The following is a 2,322-nucleotide window of genomic DNA, read 5'->3' on the forward strand; positions in this document are numbered from 1 at the left end:
CACCAGGCCCACGAATATTAACGTGGTTCCCATCGACTACCCCCTTCGGGCTCGTCTTAGGGGCCGGCTCACCCTGCGCGGATTAGCCTTGCGCAGGAACCCTTGGTCTTTCGGCGACAGTGCATCTCACACTGTTTATCGCTACTCATGTCTGCATTCGCACTTCCGATACCTCCACGACCCATTACCAGATCGCTTCATCAGCCTACGGAACGCTCCGCTACCGCGTACGCTTATCGCGCACACCCTAAGCTTCGGTGCGTGTCTTGAGCCCCGTTACATCTTCGCCGCAGGATCTCTATTAGACCAGTGAGCTGTTACGCTTTCTTTAAAGGATGGCTGCTTCTAAGCCAACCTCCTGGTTGTTTTGGAAATCCCACATGCTTTCCCACTTAGACACGACTTGGGGACCTTAGCTGTAGGTCAGGGCTGTTTCCCTCTTGACGACGGACCTTAGCACCCGCCGTCTGTCTCCCGAGCATTACTCAATGGTATTCGGAGTTTGGTTAGGTTTGGTAGATCTCGCGACCCCCTAGCCCATCCAGTGCTCTACCCCCATCGGTATTCACTCGAGGCACTACCTCAATAGTTTTCGCGGAGAACCAGCTATTTCCCGGCTTGATTGGCCTTTCACCCCTAAACACAACTCATCCGGTAACTTTTCAACGTTAATCGGTTCGGACCTCCAGTGGGTGTTACCCCACCTTCATCCTGGTCATGCCTAGATCGCCGGGTTTCGGGTCTAATGCGTCAAACTCAGTCGCCCTATTCAGACTCGCTTTCGCTGCGCCTACACCTAACGGCTTAAGCTTGCTTGACACATTAAGTCACAGACCCATTATGCAAGAGGTACGCTGTCAGGGCATAAAACCCCTCCAACTGCTTGTAGGCAATCCGTTTCAGGTACTGTTTCACTCCCCTCATCGGGGTGCTTTTCACCTTTCCCTCACGGTACTAGTTCACTATCGGTCGCATACGAGTATTTAGGCTTGGAGGGTGGGCCCCCCATATTCAGACAGAATTACACGTGTTCCGCCCTACTCTAGTCCTCTTGTCTCACTTTCGCATACGGGACTGTCACCCGCTATGGTCGGCCTTTCCAAACCGTTCTGCTAGTTGAACAAGAGGCACTGGCCTGGTCCGCGTTCGCTCGCCACTACTAACGGAATCTCGGTTGATGTCTTTTCCTCCAGCTACTGAGATGTTTCAGTTCGCCGGGTTCGCTTCACCAAAGCTATTTATTCACTTCGGTGATACCCTCCCCAATTAATCCGTACCGCGTCCAGTCCGAAAACCAGACACGGCAAGGATTAATCGGTGAGAGTGGGTTTCCCCATTCGGAAATCTGCGGGTCAAAGGTTGCTCACACCTCACCGCAGCTTATCGCAGCGTGCCACGTCCTTCATCGCCTGTATGCGCCAAGGCATCCACGAATTGCCCTTACCTCACGCTTGAGAGTCCACACCACCAACGACAGGGCTGAATGTCAGTGCAACTTGCGTCACACAGCTCACTCGGCAAACCCTGCGCCGGTTACGGTGCGGATAAGAATTCTTCTCAGCATAGTCATCAATTTGCTTGTGTCACACGTCTCCACCGCGATCTCCGTTGCCGGAGGCCCTGGCAGAAACGCGACACCAAGCGGCATCGATTTCTAAAACCCATTCACAATGTCAAACAGAGGCTCATAAGAGCCTCGTATATTCCGGCTCGCGCCGGAAACTGATGTCTTCACCCTGGATGATGATGTGCGTCGTCGTGCATCCCCGCGGCAGCATTCACATGCGCCTAGCCGAGAATATGGTGGAGCCTATCGGGATCGAACCGATGACCTGATGCTTGCAAAGCAACCGCTCTCCCAGCTGAGCTAAGGCCCCATACACGTACGCAACGATAAGCAATGGTGGGCCGAGTAAGAGTTGAACTTACGACCTCACGCTTATCAGGCGTGCGCTCTAACCACCTGAGCTACCGGCCCAAACTTGACCGCATGCCCGTCGGTCGCGGCAAAGCCGCGCCCCGAAGGGCACGCTCTGCAGCGCCGGCCGAACTTGTCAGCGTGCAAAACAGCTTTGCTGTTTCGTCTCGCTGACTGCGTTTTCCAGGATGAAGGGACATGAGGACGGCGGCATATGTTCTATACGAAAGGTACGAAGCTCTTCCCCAATCGCAACCGAAGTTGGTCAGGGCGCTTTCGGACCGATCCTTAGAAAGGAGGTGATCCAGCCGCAGGTTCCCCTACGGCTACCTTGTTACGACTTCACCCCAGTCGCTAAACCCACCGTGGTCGCCTGCCTCCTTGCGGTTAGCGCAGCGCCTTCG

At 54.6% G+C, this 2,322-nt stretch carries 2 tRNA genes and 2 rRNA genes; all 4 read right to left on the bottom strand.

Annotation, left to right across the window (positions count from 1 at the left end):
- Positions 1–1,454, bottom strand: a 23S ribosomal RNA gene (locus GQY20_RS31815); the annotation flags it as partial.
- A gap of 347 nt (positions 1,455–1,801) precedes the next feature.
- Positions 1,802–1,877 (bottom strand) — tRNA-Ala (locus tag GQY20_RS31820).
- Between the two features lie 24 nt (positions 1,878–1,901).
- A tRNA-Ile gene (locus GQY20_RS31825) sits at positions 1,902–1,978 on the bottom strand.
- A 232-nt stretch (positions 1,979–2,210) separates the two neighbouring features.
- Positions 2,211–2,322, bottom strand: a 16S ribosomal RNA gene (locus GQY20_RS31830); the annotation flags it as partial.

The organism is Flavisphingomonas formosensis, assembly GCF_009755815.1.
Lineage (GTDB): Bacteria > Pseudomonadota > Alphaproteobacteria > Sphingomonadales > Sphingomonadaceae > Flavisphingomonas > Flavisphingomonas formosensis.